8 protein-coding genes are annotated in these 17,304 nt (G+C 36.2%); 5 read left to right on the top strand and 3 right to left on the bottom strand.

What is annotated here, in order from left to right:
- Positions 1–4 precede the first annotated feature (4 nt).
- The 5 genes from KYG33_RS11415 (at position 5) to argS (ending at position 8,884) form a co-directional block, all read left to right on the top strand.
- Entirely contained in the window at positions 5–1,657 is a 1,653-nt protein-coding gene (locus KYG33_RS11415) for a SusD/RagB family nutrient-binding outer membrane lipoprotein (RefSeq protein WP_219071768.1), read from the top strand.
- Between the two features lie 407 nt (positions 1,658–2,064).
- The gene (locus KYG33_RS11410; RefSeq protein ID WP_077418971.1) at positions 2,065–5,022 is read left to right on the top strand and encodes a SusC/RagA family TonB-linked outer membrane protein; all 2,958 of its coding nucleotides are present in this window, start codon (positions 2,065–2,067) and stop codon (positions 5,020–5,022) included.
- 3 nt (positions 5,023–5,025) lie between these two features.
- The gene (locus KYG33_RS11405; protein WP_077418972.1) at positions 5,026–6,486 is read left to right on the top strand and encodes a SusD/RagB family nutrient-binding outer membrane lipoprotein; all 1,461 of its coding nucleotides are present in this window, start codon (positions 5,026–5,028) and stop codon (positions 6,484–6,486) included.
- Between the two features lie 59 nt (positions 6,487–6,545).
- Positions 6,546–6,995: a lipocalin family protein gene (locus KYG33_RS11400; RefSeq protein WP_077418973.1), complete on the top strand. Its 450-nt coding sequence runs from the start codon at positions 6,546–6,548 to the stop codon at positions 6,993–6,995.
- Positions 6,996–7,123: 128 nt separating this feature from the next.
- Positions 7,124–8,884: an arginine--tRNA ligase gene (argS, locus tag KYG33_RS11395; protein WP_219071767.1), complete on the top strand. Its 1,761-nt coding sequence runs from the start codon at positions 7,124–7,126 to the stop codon at positions 8,882–8,884.
- Positions 8,885–8,939: 55 nt separating this feature from the next.
- Here argS and KYG33_RS11390 read toward each other — a convergent pair whose 3' ends face one another.
- Genes KYG33_RS11390 through KYG33_RS11380 form a run of 3 tightly spaced genes read right to left on the bottom strand, consistent with a single transcriptional unit; the run spans position 8,940 to position 17,255 of the window.
- Positions 8,940–9,899 carry a YihY/virulence factor BrkB family protein gene (locus tag KYG33_RS11390; RefSeq protein WP_077418975.1) on the bottom strand — a complete coding sequence of 320 codons (960 nt, stop codon included), beginning with the start codon at positions 9,897–9,899 and terminating at the stop codon, positions 8,940–8,942.
- A 1-nt stretch (position 9,900) separates the two neighbouring features.
- Entirely contained in the window at positions 9,901–12,228 is a 2,328-nt protein-coding gene (locus KYG33_RS11385; RefSeq protein ID WP_180564569.1) for a BamA/TamA family outer membrane protein, read from the bottom strand.
- Complete coding sequence (locus tag KYG33_RS11380; RefSeq protein WP_219073260.1) at positions 12,228–17,255, bottom strand: translocation/assembly module TamB; 5,028 nt, start codon at positions 17,253–17,255, stop codon at positions 12,228–12,230. Before KYG33_RS11380 ends, KYG33_RS11385 begins: the two co-directional genes overlap by 1 nt.
- Between the last annotated feature and the right edge of the window lie 49 nt (positions 17,256–17,304).

Raw genomic sequence — 17,304 nt, 5'->3', positions numbered from 1 at the left:
GAAAATGAAAAATAAATTATATATAATTGCATTGTCAAGTTTATTACTTGGATCCATTTCATGTAATGATTACCTTGATATTAATGAAAACCCGGATAGAATTTCTGTAAATGATCTGACTCCTAACTTTGTTTTTCCAGGGGCTGTTACAAACAGTTATTATGTGCAGGCAAGAAGATTAAATCTTTTTTCAGGAATAATGATGAACAGTGTTGCAGGAAACTCTTATTCCTACGGAACACCTTTTGTAGATGAATATTCTCCGAATATTACCAGTGCATTTTATGCAGATGTTTGGGATCAATTGTTCAGAAATGTTTCCAACTTTCAGTTTGTTTTAGATTATAGTGATCCAACAGGAGAATATACTCAATATAAAGCGATGTCTAAAATAATGAAAGCTTATTATGTTCAGACATTAACAGATTTATGGGGAGATATGCCATATTCTGAAGCTTTCAAAAGAGAATTAAATCTGACTCCTAAATATGATAAAGGAGAGGATATTTATAAAGCTTCCATTGCAGATATAGAAAGTGCTATCCAAATGATTGATTCAAATCAAGGGACTAACCCAGGTAGTGCTGATGTTGTTTTCAAAGGATCTATGAGCAGCTGGAAAGCTTTCGCAAATACACTAAAGCTTAGATATCTTATTAGAATGTCTAATGTTACAGGTGATTTAGCAACCTTTAGAGATCAAAAATTAGCAAGTTTACAAGGTGCAACATTTAATGCTGCTGATGTAACTGTTAATCCTGGGTATTCTCAAGGCTCTGACGCTCAGCAAAATCCATGGATGAACTATTATGTTTATACCAGTGCAGGAGCACAGCCTCAAAACTGGACATTAGTTGTACCTTCAGAACATATTGCTATTGCTTTAAATGGTAATGCTGTTCATTTAGAGGGACAGGCTACAGCTCCTGATTCTAGAAGTGTATATCAGAAGTTTAATGGAATTGTTGATGGAAGAAGGGGTAGAATCTTTACATTGGTTGCAACCAAAGATAATACAGGGACTTCTACAAGTAATGTTGAAGGAGTAAGACAAGGTGCTACTCCTGGACAACCAGGTGCACCATCACTTAGAAGTGTTTCAAGAGCTGGAGATGGATTAATTGCAGGATCTCAAACAATTGGGGCTACAGATGCAGCTGGAAGAAAAGCGGAATTAATTCAAAAAGGTTCTTCAAAAGCTGGTGTTCTAATGACAAAAGCAGAAACAGAATTTTTGTTAGCTGAAGCTGCTTTGCGTTATCCTTCACAATTCTCTGGAGCTCAATCTCACTTTCAGGCTGGTATTACTGCATCGTATACTTACCTAGGTGCTTCTGGTGCTTCTGCTTATATTACAAGTGTAAATGCTGTGCCTAAATTAGGATGGACTGGTACTGATACTAATAAGATTGAAGCAATCATGACTCAAAAATGGATTGCTTTAACAGGAATTAACCCTGAACAATCTTATTTTGATTATACGAGAACATCTTATCCGGAGACTCCATTACCAACAATCTCACTTAAAACTGTTAAGCCTAACAGATTGTTGTATCCAAATTCCGAATATCAATCTAATGTCAACAATGTTCCAAACATGGCAGCAGATGATGTATTTGTTAAAAATAAATTTACCCCATTCTGGGCTAGAAACTAATTTTTATAATACAATTTTAATATATTTTACCGCCTTCGGGCGGTTTTTTTTGTTTTAAGATGTAATGTTTCTTTAAATTTAAAAATATGTCTAGCATAATATCTGTGCTGAATATTTGTGCATTTTATCTTGTTACGATTTTCAAGTTGTTGACATTCAAATTGTTTAATTGCTCTTGGTTGTAATTTAATATAGATATTATCAATTTAAATGATTGTTATTATTTCTTAAATGAAATTAACAATTAAGTAATTTGTTTTTGTTAAATATTTTGTTTTTAACTAATTTTAATACTTTATTTGTTGTTTTTTTTCTAAAATATTGAATAGATTGTAATTTTTTTAAATTTTGCTTTGTGGTATTAAGAAAGTTTTACAAATTTGTAATGTCACAAAAATTAATTTGATATGAAGAAACTAACAGCAAGTCTTCTTGTTTTAGTACTGTCATCTTCCATAGCTGTTGCTAACGCCCAGCAAAAGAATGATACTATTAAAACAAAAGAAATTGAGGGGGTGGTTGTAACCGCGCTCGGGATTAAAAGAGAGAAAAAATCTCTTGGTTATGCTTCTGAAGAAGTAAAAGCAGCAGAGTTAACCGGAGGAACTACCAATACCGGTAACGTAGCCTCTCTTCTTTCAGGAAAAGTGGCCGGACTACAGGTAAATACAAACAACAACTTTGGCGGATCTGCAAACCTTTTGATCAGAGGATATAAATCTTTATCAGGAGGTTCTCCACTTATTGTAATTGATGGTTCACCCGTTAACAATAATACTGTAACCGGGTCTACATTCGATTATGGTAACTTTCTTTCAGACATCAATCAGGAAGATATAGAATCTGTAAACGTATTGAAAGGTGCTGCTGCATCTGCTTTGTATGGTGAAAGAGGAAGTGATGGGGTAATCCTGATTGTAACTAAAAGCGGAAGAGGAAATAACGACGGAAGCTGGGGGGTTACTTTAAATTCAGGAATTACAGCAGGATTTATCGATAAATCTACATTCCCTACTTATCAGAAAAAATATGGAGCAGGATATGGTGGCCAGGCATGGAACGAAGATCCTGGACCTGGAGGTTACAATTATGCTAACTTTGTAGATGACGCATCTTACGGACCTGCATTTAATCCCAACCAATTGGTTTACCAATGGGATTCATTTGATCCTTCTTCTCCAAACTATGGAAAAGCTACACCTTGGGTTGCTGCGAAAAACGGACCTATTAAATTCTTTGAAACACCAGTCACATACATTAATACAATTACCATTGAAAAAGGAAACAAAACTTCAAATCTTTCCTTGTCATATTCCAATATGCTTTCTAATGGTTTGATGCCTAACTCTGAACTTAAAAAAAATACAATTTCTGCGAAATTTAATCACGATTTTACAGATAAATTACATGCCTCTGTTTTTACAACTTTAACTTTACAAGATACGAGAGGGCGTAATGAAACGGGCTATTCAGATAATATTGTTTCTGGTTTCAGACAGTGGTGGCAGACCAACGTAGATGTGTTGGCATTAAGAGATGCTTATGCTAACAATGGAAATAGTAACTTTTCCTGGAACAGATCTACAGCGGCTGATGGAACTCCTCAATATTGGAACAATCCATATTTCCAGAGATATCAGAATTATCAGTCTGATGACAGAACCAGAATATTCAGTTATGCTCAGTTGAAATACGATGTTTCCAAAAATTTTGGAATCACAGGAAAACTATCTTATGATGATTTACAGATGGTTGTAGAAGAGAGATTAATGAATGGATCGCTTCCTCAGGCATTTGGTGCATCTGGGCTTAATGTAAGTTCGGGATACGCAAGAACCAATGTGAAAAACACTGAGATCAACTTTGATTTATTTGCTAATTACAAGGTTGATATTACTTCAGACCTAAGTGTTAGCGGTATTGCAGGGGGGAACGTTAGAAGAAATCTTGTGGATAATATTTTTATGAGTACAGAAGGAGGTCTATCTAAACCTGGGCTTTTTGCTATATCCAACTCTGTAAGAACGATACTTCCACCTGATGAAAATTATGCAAAATGGGTTACTTCCAGTTTATATGCAACAGCATCTTTTGGGTATAAGAACTTCTTATTTGTGGACGGTACTTACCGTGTAGACCAATCGTCTAACTTACCAAAAGGAAATAACAGCTATGGATATCCTTCGGTTACAGGTGCTGTTATTCTATCCGAATTTGTAAAACAACCATGGTTAAGCTTCTGGAAATTGAGAGCAAACTACGCTGAAGTAGGTTCTTCTACCAACAATTATAGATTGGTAAATACTTTCAAAGCAAGAGGTGAAGGTTTATTTGACCAGCCTTATTTCCTTGCAAATCCAAATTTGAAACCTCAAAGATCTAAGGAAACTGAATTCGGTATGGAAGCACAGTTTTTCAAAAATAGGCTAGGTTTTGACATCGCAATCTATAAAACAAGAACATTTGACCAGATTATCAACTTGCCGGTTTCTTCTGCAACAGGATATAGAACATTCCTTGTAAATGCGGGACAGATTGACAATAAAGGGGTCGAAGTACAGTTAAATGGTACACCATTTAAAACAGATAATTTTACATGGGATGTTAACGTGAACTGGTCTAAAAACGAAAATAAAGTTATTGCATTAAATGGTGATTCTCAGAATTACTTAATGGCAAGTTACCAGGGAGGAGTTTCCCTTAACGCACGTGTAGGAGAATCTTTTGGAGCTTTGGTAGGATCAGATTATGTATATAATGCGAATGGGGATAGAGTAATTGATCCAGCTACAGGTCGTTATTTAAGAAATAATAATCAGGTTATAGGAAATATCACACCAGACTGGGTAGGTGGTATCAGAAACAGCTTCCGTTATAAAGATTTCTCAGTAAGTTTCCTTATTGATGTGAAAAAAGGAGGAGATGTATTCTCTACCGATATGTATTACGGATTGGCAACTGGTCTTTACGCAGAAACTGCTGACTACAGAGAAGGAGGATTTGTGCATCCGGGAGTTAATCCAAATGGAAATGTAAATACAACACCTGCGATCAATCCTGGATCTTTTGGTAACGTTGACGGATATAGAAGAATGCCGAATAAAAGATTTGTGTATGATGCATCTTACGTAAAATTGAGAGAAGCAAGTATAGGGTATAACCTTCCTAAATCTGTTCTGGCTAATACTGCTATTCGTGATGCAAAAATTTCAATTGTAGGTAGAAACCTTTGGATTATCCACAAAAACTTACCGTATGCAGATCCGGAAGCGGGTACTGGGAATGGTTTAGGAGCTAAAGGTAATTCTATCGGAGTACTACCTACTACCCGTGATATTGGGATTGATATAACTTTAAAATTCTAGAAAATGAAAAAAATATTTTTAATTATAGGTTTAGCTTCATTATCGTTAACTTTTACATCTTGTGAAAGAGACATCACGTCACTAAATGAAGACCCTAAACACCCAACTGAAGTTCCGTCAGGAGTGCTTTTTGCCAGTGCCGAACATGCACTTCTTGACCAGCTATTGTCTGCCAATGTAAACCGTAACATTACCAGGTTTTTTACGCAGCAGTGGTCAGAAACTACTTATACTGATGAGACGAACTATGATATGGTGACGAGACCAATTCCAAGGAATCATTATAACCGTATGATGGCATCTGCATCAGCTACAATTAATTCTCCAGGAGTATTATCTGCATTAAGAGATGCCAGAAGGTTTCTTGAGACCGAAGGAGTAGATCCCATTACTAAAAATAACAATATTGCTATGATTGAATTAGTAAATGTTTATGCATGGGCTAATTTGGTTGACACATATGGTGATATCCCTTATTTCGGAGCATTGAAAGCTACCGCTGAAAATCCAGGAAGTGCGGAAATTCCTTATGATGATGCAAAAACAGTGTATCTGGATCTTATCAAAAGAATTGATGCTGCTGTTGCTATGATTAATACTTCTGGTAGTGGATATGACAAGGATTTGATCTACAAAGGAGACATGACTAAATGGAAGAAAATGGGTAATTCATTGAAATTCAGAATGGCTGTAACTTTAGCGGATAGCGACCCTGCATTGGCTAAAACGTATGCAGAAGCAGCTTACACTGCGGGATTATTTACTGACAAAATGGATAATTTCGGACTGCAGACTTTTCCATCGGGATTGCTGTCAAACCCTGTGTATCAGGATGTTATTCAATCTGGTAGAAATGACTTTATTCCGTCAGATGTTCTAATTGATTTTATGAATACTACTTCAGATCCAAGAAGAGCAACGTGGTTTACACAGGTTACTGGTGCTTATGTTGGTGGAGTTTATGGAGACCAGAATATTTTCAAAGATTACTCTCACTTTACAAACGTAATTTCTGGAGAAAATGCACAAGGCTTTTTATTAGATTATTCTGAAATTCAGTTTTTAAGAACTGAAGCTGCTGCAAGAGGTTTCAGTGTTGGAGATACTGCTGCTAATTTATATGAATCTGCAATTAAAGCATCAATGACTGAGTATGGTATTACCGAAGCTACTGCAAATACTTTTATAGCTGCTAATCCATATAATGCTGCTAACTGGAAAAAATCTGTAGGTGAGCAAGCTTGGATAGCAATGTTCAATAAAGGATTCCAGGCATGGAATTTTGCAAGAAGATTAGACTTCCCTGTATTTCAAAATCCAGGAGGTTCTGTAGTAGAATCAGTACCAGTAAGAATGAAATATTCTGACCAGGAATACCTTCTTAATGCTAAGAATGTAAATGCTGCCGCTTCAAAAATTGGAGGTGATAAAGTATCAACAAAACTATTTTGGGATAAATTTTAATTTAAATAATAATAATTCTTCAGGCCAGTTTATGGCTTGAAGAATATAAAAACTTTGATATGAGATTTTTTATAGGAATTCTTCTTTTAATGAGTATTGCATCGTGTTCCAATGATGATGATCGTGCAGTTGTAAATGAAGATGTAAGTATTAATGGAAGCTGGAAACCATATAAGTATGAATTTAAAGGTAAAGATATAATGCTGACTGATTGCGAAAAGAAAGGATTCATATTTATAAATCAGGATTTCTCAGGATCTTATGAAAGATATGATGTTTCTTCTTCTTCCGGAAATTGTAATTTGTTTGATTCCTTTGGAGGAAAATGGACCTTTGATAAAATGTATCAGACATTAACTCTTACCTATACAGAAGCTGGAGTTTCCAAAACATTGAAAAAGGAAATAGATTCCTATTCTACTACTGAACTCAAAATTAATGACAACAGCAAAAACTTGGATAATACACCAGGGAATGACGAGGCTGTCCTTGTTTTCAGAAAAGAATAAATATTTTTTTACCTATAAAACCGCCTTCGGGCGGTTTTTTTATTTCCGTATATTTGTAGCTCAGATTTTAGGCGGAAATATACTGTAAGGATGTTTCAGCGATAAGTATTAAAAGAGAATTTAGAAACATGAATATTAAAGATATTATAGAAGAAAAACTTTCAGAAGTTATTTTAAATGTCTATCAGTTAAAAGACATCAAGCTGGAAGTTCAGGAAAATAAAACGGAATTTGAGGGTGATTTTACGATTGTTACTTTTCCGTTGGTGAAACAATTGAAAAAGAATCCCGAAAGTATCGGGGTTGAATTAGGTGAGGCTTTGACAGAGCAGACGGAAATTTTCGAAAGCTTTAATGTTGTAAAAGGATTCCTTAATGTTAAGGTTAAAAACCAATTGTTTGTAGATAACTTCAGATCTGTAAGCAAAAATTTTTCTGTTATAGAAAAGAAAAATGCTACGGTAATGGTAGAATATTCTTCACCGAATACGAATAAACCTTTGCACTTGGGACACATCAGAAATAACCTGTTAGGATTCTCTGTAGCTCAGATTTTAAAAGAAGCCGGGTATGACGTAATCAAAACTCAGATCATCAATGACAGAGGAATTCATATCTGCAAATCTATGCTGGCTTGGGAGAAATTCGGGAACGGAGAAACTCCTGCAACTACAAATACCAAAGGAGATAAATTTGTTGGTAACTATTACGTAGAATTTGACAAAAACTATAAAAAAGAAATTGCAGAGCTTGTAGAACAGGGAGCAGGAGAGGAGCAGGCTAAAAAGGATGCTCCGGTAATGAAAGAAGCGCAGAAAATGCTTCTGGATTGGGAAAATGGTGATGCAACTGTAAGAGCGCTTTGGGAAGAGATGAATTCATGGGTTTATAAAGGATTCAATGAAACTTATAAAAGACTGGGTGTTGACTTTGATCAGGTTCAATACGAAAGCAATACCTATATTTTAGGAAAAGATCTTATTCAGGCAGGATTAGATAAAGGAGTTCTGTATCAGAAAGAAGACGGTTCTGTTTGGTGTGACCTTACTGATGAAGGACTTGACCAGAAACTGTTGCTGCGTTCAGACGGTACATCAGTTTATATGACGCAGGACCTTGGAACAGCAGTAGAGCGTTTTAAACAAAACAATATTCAAAAGCTGATCTATACCGTAGGAAACGAGCAGGATTACCACTTCCAGGTTTTATTTAAAATCCTGAAAAAATTAGGATATGAATGGGCTGATCAGTTGTTCCACCTTTCTTACGGGATGGTAGAATTGCCTGAAGGTAAAATGAAATCCCGTGAAGGTACAGTAGTAGATGCAGACGATTTGATGCAGGAAATGTATGAAACAGCAAAATCTAAAGCTCAGGAATTAGGAAAATTAGAGACACTTTCTGAAGAAGATAAAGAAATATCTTATGAAACAGTAGGGTTGGGGGCATTAAAATATTTTATGCTTAAAGTAGATCCTAAGAAAAAAATGCTTTTCAATCCGGCAGAAAGTATTGATTTTAACGGAAATACAGGACCATTCATCCAGTATACTTATGCCCGTATTCAATCATTGTTGTCTAAAGCGGGTACTTTGCAAACAGAAACAGCTGATATTGAATTAAATCAATCCGAAAAGGAATTGATTATGCAGCTGACAAACTTTAAAACTGTAGTAGCCAAATCGGCGGAGACATTAAGTCCGGCTTTGGTTGCAAACTATGTTTATGATCTGGTAAAGGCCTACAACTCTTTCTATCAGAATAACCCAATTCTGAATCAGGAAGATGAAAATGTAAAACAATTCCGTTTGAATATTTCAGATATCACAGCGAAGACAATCAAAAAATCGTTGGAACTACTGGGAATCGGAACAGTAAACAGAATGTAAAAATAAAGCCTCCTGAAATTCGGGAGGCTTTTTTATTATATGTACATGGAATATTTTAGAATTGTTTTGAATCTGAAATTTCTGAAGTTTGCTGGTTGCTCATCTGCTTCAGACTATCCGCATATAGCTTAGCTGGAGTCCATCTTGCATGCTTGGAAAGAATGGCTTTATATCCTTTTTTGTAAGTATAAACTTTGGTGAATACGGCGCCAAAAAAGATCAGCATACAGGAATAGTTAATCCACATCATAATCAGGATAACCGTTCCGGCAGCACCAAAGGCTGAAGTAGGTTTCACCTGGTTAAAATAAAGACTTAATAAAAACTTTCCGAGGGTAAATAAAAGGGTCGTCAGAAATGCTCCTTTCCATACTGGCTTCCAGCTGATCAAAACATCAGGCAGCACTTTAAACATTAAAGCAAATAAAAGCATGACCAGGCCAAATCCTACAGCAAAATTCACAAACTCTACCAGCATATAGGTTTCAAAACCAAAATATCGGGTAATAATCTGATTGAAAAGGCTGATCAGAGAAGATAAAACCATAGTGATCATCAAAAGAAATCCCATAATAAGAATCATCCCCAGAGAATTGGCTCTATCCAGGAGAAATTTAATCAATGCCTTTTTGGGAGCTGCTTCTACTTCCCAAAGTGAATTTAATGAATGCTGGAGTTGAAAAAAGAGCGTAGTAGAACCGAAAACCAATGATCCGACTCCCACTGCTTTCATAAAAATATTTTTTTTGTCAATTAGAGCCCCTGCCAGCATACCTTCAATACTTTTAGCAACATCAGGGCCCATAATACCGCTGATCTGTGTGCTGATTTGTCCACGGATGGCTTCTTCACCAAAGAAATTTCCGAGTACCCAGATAATAATGATCAATAATCCCGGGATTGAAAAGATGGCATAATAGGCAAGACTTGCTGAATCTTTTGATGCAGTAGAATTGTTCCATTCTGTAAATGAGTCTTTCAGAACCTCCCAGAAAAATTTAGCATTTTTGATCATATTAAAAAGGATATCCAATGGCAATATTTAAAACAAGGTTATCTTTCCTCCAGTTTGAATCTCCGAAATTAATTTTATCGAAGGCCCATCTGTCTCCTTTTTCATAATAAGGAACTCTCAGTGGCATGGCCAGATCCAGTCTTAAAATCAGGATAGAAAAATCCAGTCTCAGACCCACTCCGGCTCCCACCGCAATTTCATTTAAAAAGTCTTTTGAAAATTTAGCTCCAGGTCTTGTAGGATCATCATGAAGCAGCCAGATATTTCCTGCATCTACAAAAACGGCAGCATTTAAAAATTTATATAGATTAGCTCGGTATTCAGCATTTAATTCCAGCTTCACATCACCAGACTGATCAAAATAAGTTCCCGGATCTATTGTTCGCGGATCAAAACTTCCCGGTCCTAATGTTCTTGCACGGAACGCTCTGATACTGTTACTACCTCCTGAGAAAAACTGTTTGGAGAAAGGAATAAATTCTGAATTTCCATATGGATAAGCAATTCCTCCGATAAATCTCGTTGCCAATGAAGACTTTTCAGTAAACTTATGATAGAATCTTAAATCGTTTTCAATCTTTACATACTGACTGAAAGGAATACCGAATATTTTCTTTTCCTTGTCTTTTTTCACATCTGCTCCGGTAACCAAACCTGTAATATTTCCTGCCAGATCAAGTGTTCCTTTATAGTAAAAGGTATTGGTTCTTGGCAGCATGGTATTGGTGTAAGTATAAGAATAAGTAGGGCCAAAAATAAGCTGCTTGTCTACAACTCTTTTCATAGCAGGATTTCCATCGGATTTGACTTTATATTCTTCAGTAACATTGGCAGGAGAAACCAGAGTAATATCAATTACCTTCAGATCATGTTCTTTCCTTGCATTTTCCTTCCACACATATCCGAATGATCCGGTGAAATTATTAAGGGTATAATATTGTGTCCTGTTCTGGAATTCATAACCCAAAGTGATATTCGTTCTGGGAACAAATTCACTAGATGAGTGAAAACGGAATGGTGCTACAATTCTCGGGATAGAAAGCTGTACATTCGTTCCTGCACGGAAAATATTATTAGCATTCTGTGCACCTCCCATCTGGAAATCAAATGCTCCATAGATCGCTGCTTTAAATTGTTCTGCTCCCCGGAAAAAATTTCGGTGAGTCCAGTTCAGGTTAAGTTCGCTACCTGCATAGTTGGCAGAGTTGGTTCTTCCCAATGCTTCCAGACGAAGCGATTGGACTTGTCTTGGAGTTAATAAATAATACGCATCAAATTTATGACTCAATGAATCAGAAACAACGAACTCATTCTTTACAAATTTGAAAACACCCAGACTGATCAATCGGTTCAGGGTAAGATTATGATTGGAACGGTTGTAAAGATCTCCTTTTTTGAAATATAAAGCTCTGTCAAAAATCTTCGGCTTGAATTTATGCTGAGGGTCAATGACATAAATATCATCAAAAGCATATTTCGAAAGAGAATCTTTATTCATTGGGATACTGTACTTGCCATCCTTTACATCCTGAATGTTGTAATTGGGGAATACAATAACATTATCAATGCTGAACTGTTGAGTTGCTAAATCAGGGGTGTTGTCTTTCAGTTTTACATTAAGTTCAACCTTGTGATTTTTGCTCACCGTACTGTCGGCCTGTACAATAATATTATCAGGGTGGAAATAATAAAAACCTCTTTCTTTTAGTCTGTTATCAATCCTTTCTCTTTCTGCTTTGATAACATCCAGGTCAAATGGTCTTCCGTTTTTAAGAAGAGTTTTACCAGTAAGACTTTGAATTTCCTGATTGACCAGTGTAGAATCTTTCTGGAATTTTACTCCGTCAATCAGATATCTTGAACCCGGTCTTACGGTGTAAATGACCTGGGCTTTTTTATTCTTTGAAACCGTATCATAAGAAGCTTTAGCATTGAAATACCCTTTGTTTTCAGAATAATTTACAATAATGTCTTTATTGAATTCACGGTCAACATCTCCTAATAATACAGGTTTTTCACCCACTTTATATTTAAGCCAGTAATTAAAACCTTTATCTTTTTTAGGCTCTTTGGCTATATTATAAAAATACAGCTTGGGGCGCAATCCTAAAAATGTAGAATTGGGCTTTGGAGTAAGATTGGCTTCTAATACTGACTGAAGATCTTTTTTTTCTTTTTTAGAAATCGTATCATTTTCAATCTTTACTTTGGCTCCGGTGTAGAGCATCTGGCCTTCTTTTAAAAACCTTGTATTACTGCACGAAACCACAGTGGATGCCATTCCGGAAACCAACAGGTACTTACAATAGATATGGAACTTATTACTCATTATTTAAATTCTACCACTTGGTTATTTTGATTCTTTTTCTGCTTTTTCTCTTTAGATTTCTGGAAAATCTCCCGGAATTTGTCATAATCCAATGTAATAATGAATCCAACACCGGTTTCTATAATCTGCCCCTGAAGAGCAACCTGATATTCATCCTTACGGTACGCACGCAGCATATATCTTCCATCTTTGGAAAGACTGTAATCTACGGAAACATTACCTGCAATATTGGTCATATTTTCATTCTGACGAGCCTGCCCTTCCAGTCCAAAGTTACTTCCTACCGTTACTTTCAGTCGGTCATTCAATAATTTTTTACTGATATCTACATTCAGATCGGTTCGGGTATTTTTCTCCCCGCTGGAATAGTCTTCCGAAGAATCAAGACCAAAATTAAGATCTACTCCTTTGATCAGGCCTGCTGCAAGATTATTTAGCTGCTGGGAAAGAATTTTACTCACACTTTGTCTTGCCATCGTTTCTGCAGACATTCCGGCTCCGCTTTCAAATGGGTTTTCCCCGATAAAACGGTTCAGAAGTAATAATGCAAATACCTGTTTGTTCAGTTCAGACTCCTGAGTTCTGATCTGGGCAAGCTTCTGATCTACAACATCTTTTACATTCGTAGATACAGAATTATTTTTTTCATCGGTAGTAATATCAAAAGTAAGCTGAGGTTTCAATAATTCCCCTTTCATTTTTAATAATGCATTGAAAGGAACTCTTTGCTTAAACTGATTCAATGTTGAAGCACTTTCTCCGCTGATCTGCTGCTCTACAAGGTCAATAGGCGGAGCTTCTGTTTTATAGACAGCGGTAATATCCATTTGAGCCGTTGTAGGTTCACCTGTCCATGTGATGGTACTGCCTTTCTGGATATCAAATTTACGTTTCAGGAAACTTACAGAAAGATCATAACTTCCTTTTTCTACTTCATATACTCCTACCAGTGTCGTTTTTCCTGAAGGATCTATTCCGCCGGTTAATTCTGCTTCACCCTGAAGCTGTACAAAATCACCATTGGCTTTATCAATGATCAAAGATAGTTTTGCTTCTTTGCTGACTTCAATATTAACGCTTACATCCATCCCTTTGATACGGCTCTGTGCATTGAGAGAATCTGCTTTGATAGTCTTATTTAAAACCACCTGATCCTGATCTACAAATTCTACAATACCGTCTCTTTCCTGTAAAGAAGGGCTGGATTGAGGAAGAACAAAAGTAAAATCTGTGTTATCTGCCACGCTTAATCTACCGTCTACTTTTGGAAGATCAAGATTTCCACGGATATGAAGTCCGGCATCAATGGCCAAAACACCATACATCATCGCATCATTCGATTTCTCTGAATTGACCACTTTAAAATCTTTAGCATTGACATTAAGATTAAAGGCGAAATCTCTGTAGGTCTGCGTCAGAACCTGTCCGTCTACAACAAGGGAATTTCCGTCTTTATCTTTGATTTTAAATTTATCAAATTCGATTCCCCGGTTCGTAAAATCTATTTCATCACTCAGATGTCTGAAATCACTTCCTGTTTTTGCAATTTCTAGTCCGGCATCATTGAATTTTACTTTCCCTAAAATATTAGGTTTATCGGTAGTTCCGGTAATTTTTAAATTTCCTGAAAGATAACCTTCGGTATTGGTGATGGCATTCATAGAAAACCCTTGAATACTCTTCATCTGAAGCTGATTGATCGCCATATTCAGATCGAAAGTACTGGAAGACGTATTATAATCACCAAGGATTTTTACATCATTATTATTTCCGGAAAGCGCAATATCAGCATTTAAAACCTTCGGTGAAGCATTGTTTACTTTTACAGCAAGATTTCCTACAGGGCTTCCATAGACAATTAAATCTGAAATATTCAGATCAGAAGTGAAGGTCATATTTTTAGTAACATCACGGAGCTGTGCTGTCCCATTAATAGTTCCTCTTGCCAGAACAGTATCTTTTTTAATAAGTTCCGTAATGGTTTCAATCTTAAAATCTTTCAACGAAATGTTCAAAGGACTGCTTGGGCTATTGGTTTCAGACTGAACAGCAATTTCACTGTTTCCATTGGACAAAATGAAATTGTCAGCCAGAATTCCTTTGCTGCTGATCTGGATTTTGTTGTTTTCTGCAACGTTCCAATCTGTATAATTGAGCTTTAATCCGTTCGGGTTCAGAGAAATTTCTGTAATATCATTCAATGATTTTGCATTTCCTGCAATCAGGAATTGAGTAGCATCTTTCTCATCTTTAGTTGTAACATTGTATCGGATGGTATTGTCCGCAACGTCTCCATCAATATTAATTTTGTTTAAAGAAAAACTCGAACTTTTCAATGCTGCGACATTCAGACTGTATTGTAATGCCTGATTTTCATTGGTGACTTTCAATGTTCCTTTTTCAATGGTGTTTTCACCATACAATAATCGGGGAATCTGTCCGTCAATTTCAATTTTTTGAGAATCCGCATCATAGTTTCCTGCCAGATTGATGGTTTCAAAATCTTTCAGATCCGGAACAAACTTTCTGATAAGGTCATCGTTTTTGATTTTGGCTGTAAAAGTAAAATGCTGCCCCGGATCTATTTTCTGGCTTTTATCCGGCTTCTGGAACTGATAATACTGATTGACAGTTTGCGTTAGAGCTCCAAAAATCTGGGTAAGTTTATATTTACCTTTCAGTTCCAAATCTGCCACCTGAGAATTGAAAATAATCTGGGTTGAGTCCTGAGTAGATGAAGCCTTCAGGTTCACTTCCTGTACAGGATAGACTTCTTTGGTGTCTGAGAATGCAAAATCTTTAAGGTTTAAATACCCATTCAGATTATTCGGATCAAGACTTGTGAAATCACCATCAATTTTTCCGGCAATAATCATCGGTTTTTCATAGAAGCCAAGTTTGTTGACATCCAGTTTGATGACTTCTCCATTCACTTTTACCGTAGGATTTTTTTCATCATACACTCCGGACGTGGTCAGCTGTAAACTGGCATTCGGATCTTTTGAATCCAGAATAACATGATAAGCCCCTTTGTTGATCTTACCGGTAAGATTCATGTTTTGATAACGGTATCCTTTGTACACCGCAGAAGCAACATGTCCCTTCAGATCTGCATTGGCATTTTTAAAATCAAAACTCTCACCTTTCGCTGCAATCTGTGCGGTGACAGGACCAATATCTTTATTCTGAATAATTTTTCCTACCTGTATACCCTGAAGATTTGCTTTTATATCATATAATTCATGATTTTTCTTACGCATATCTACTTGTGCGATTACGGCTGCATTTCCGAGTGTGGAGTAGAGGTTCAGATCTGTATTCACCACTTTGGTCGTTCCTTTTGCATTTCCTTTGATGCTGAAATGGGAAGGAAGGGAAATATTGGAAGGAATTGTATTTTTCGGGACAAGATTGAATATTGTTTTGGCACTGGAAGAAAATTCTCCAATTCTCAGATCGTAATACAACTGATCAGGATTCATCGCATTTTTAATTTTCCCGGATGCCATTACCCTCAGTTGATCCAGCCCTGAAACTTTAAGATCCTGAATTAAAAGATCATTCACGCTTCCTTTTACATTAGCGTTTACATTTAAAACAGCGTTCGGATATTTATTAAATGGAACTGTATTTCTCAAAGTAGGAACCAGATTCAGAATGTCAGAGAATCCTATTTTTGAATCTTTAATGTTGGCTGAGATCTTTACAGCACCAAGATTTGAGCTTAGTTGGTCTATGGAGTTATAGTTTAAAATAACCTCATCACGCAATATTGTTTTTGGGGTTTGAAGGTAAAGATCTTTGAGGTAAGCCTCCTTTTCTGCATATACGAAATCTGTATTGAATTTCTGAATATCCAGTCCTCTCCCTTCTTTGATTTCTGCAGAATTCACTGTGCCTGCAAAAGTATTATTCTCCATTTTGAAGCTTCTTACTTCCACATTCATTTTTGAAAAATTAAGGTGGTTGAAGTCCATTCCCTGTTTGGTAGGAGAAATAGCAGTGTTGTTGTAATTTGCCTTTACATCATTCAAAACAAGTTTTCCTAAAAGAAGTTTTATGGCTTTATCCTGATCGGAAGCTTTGGAAACCTCAGGTTCCTGTGTTTTTTTCGGATTAGCATTCTGAGCGGGAAGATAAAGGTTGGCATTAATATCCGCACCGGAAAGAAATACATTCGCTACGTTGTAGGCATTGTTTTCAAGATCCAGTTTATTGACCTTGGTGCTCAGTTCTTTGAATATAACTTTTGCAAATGTTTTGGTATTTTCATCACCATAGTCAATGTCGAAATGAGTAAGCTTAATACCTCTCAATCCAATATTCATTGGTTTTTTTTCATTGAGGGAGTCTACTTTTTTTTCAACCTTTTGGGCAACTTCTTCTACAAGCCCCTGTTTTAGCCTTAATTTTAATCCGTCAAGATTAATATCATTAACAGCGTAATTGTTTTTATTAAGATCAAAAGTTTTTACCCTGGTATCAAACGACTTAAAATATAGTTTAATATCATTCCTGGATTGTTGGTCATTGAAGGTTACCCCAATATCTTTTAAATTGATTTTATCAAGAGAAATAATGAATGGTTTGGTAGAACTTTCTTCTTTGTCGCTGGTTGCGAAGGCATCAATGATATAATCGAAATTGAATTTGCCATCCGGTTTCCGTACGACGTTAGCACGGGCTCCTTCCATGCTGACTGAAGTAATATCTGCTGTAGAATTGAGAAGCTTCAGCATATGTAAACCCACATCCAGTTTCTTCACCGCAAGAAGGGTATCTACATCCTGTCCTTTGAGATAGAGATTTTCCATCACCAGGCTATTGGGAAATCCAATGTAGACTTTTTCAAGGCTTACTTTGGTTTTGATTTTTTTCTCAAGGTAAACAATAAGCTTGTCTTTAATGAAGTTTTGAACGGCAGGAAGCCTTAAGCTTAATATCAACAGGGTAAGAAAAACCAATATTGAAATAAAGGTTATTACAATACGCCTTAAAATTTTTGTGGTGTTGATTTTCAGTTTCAAATGCGAGGTGGTTTCTAACAAAGATAATAATACTATTTTACTTAGTCTT

This window comes from Chryseobacterium sp. D764 (assembly GCF_019317325.1).
Classification (GTDB): domain Bacteria; phylum Bacteroidota; class Bacteroidia; order Flavobacteriales; family Weeksellaceae; genus Chryseobacterium.
Note: the sequence above shows the minus strand (reverse complement) of the source record. Positions and strands in the feature narration are given on the sequence as shown.